Annotated in this window: 1 protein-coding gene; it reads left to right on the forward strand. The window is 67.5% G+C overall.

What is annotated here, in order from left to right; translation table 11 throughout:
• Positions 1–943, forward strand: a 943-nt coding sequence (locus HMPREF3165_RS01035) for an RNA polymerase sigma factor (RefSeq protein WP_141744980.1), incomplete at its 5' end; no start/stop codon positions are given.
• Between the last annotated feature and the right edge of the window lie 92 nt (positions 944–1035).

Raw genomic sequence — 1035 nt, forward strand, 5'->3', positions numbered from 1 at the left:
CGAGCCCGCCCAGCGGGTCGTCACTGCCGGTGCCACCGCGGACCCGGTCAAGGACTACCTCAAGCAGATCGGTAAGGTTGCGCTGCTGAACGCCGAGCAGGAGGTCGAGCTCGCCAAGCGCATCGAGGCCGGTCTTTACGCCGAGCACCGCCTGGCCGAGGAGGGCAACGACCTGCCGGCCAAGCTGCGTCGTGAGCTGCACTGGGTGGCCCAGGACGGCCAGAGGGCCAAGAACCACCTGCTGGAGGCCAACCTGCGACTGGTGGTCTCCCTGGCCAAGCGCTACACGGGCCGCGGCATGCTCTTCCTGGACCTCATCCAGGAGGGCAACCTGGGCCTCATCCGCGCCGTGGAGAAGTTCGACTACACCAAGGGCTTCAAGTTCTCCACCTACGCCACCTGGTGGATTCGCCAGGCCATCACCCGCGCGATGGCGGACCAGGCCCGTACCATCCGCATCCCGGTGCACATGGTCGAGGTCATCAACAAGCTCGCCCGCGTGCAGCGCCAGATGCTCCAGGACCTGGGACGTGAGCCCACCCCGGAGGAGCTGGCCGTCGAGCTGGACATGACCCCGGAGAAGGTCGTCGAGGTCCAGAAGTACGGCCGCGAGCCGATCTCCCTGCACACCCCCCTGGGTGAGGACGGGGACTCCGAGTTCGGTGACCTCATTGAGGACTCCGAGGCCGTGGTCCCGGCCGACGCGGTGAGCTTCACCCTCCTGCAGGAGCAGCTCCACGCCGTGCTCGACACCCTCTCGGAGCGTGAGGCCGGCGTGGTCTCCATGCGTTTCGGTCTGACCGACGGCCAGCCCAAGACCCTCGATGAGATCGGCAAGGTCTACGGGGTCACCCGGGAGCGCATCCGCCAGATCGAGTCCAAGACCATGTCCAAGCTGCGCCACCCCTCGCGCAGCCAGGTCCTGCGCGACTACCTGGACTGAGCGGACTCACCGGACAAGCGGGGAGCGCTACCGGCTCGCTCATCTCAACGGCGTCGGCCCCGGAACCATCAGGGTTCCAGGGCCGACGCCGT

Source organism: Actinomyces sp. HMSC08A09 (assembly GCF_001807465.1).
In the GTDB taxonomy this organism is placed as follows: Bacteria; Actinomycetota; Actinomycetes; order Actinomycetales; family Actinomycetaceae; genus Actinomyces; species Actinomyces oris.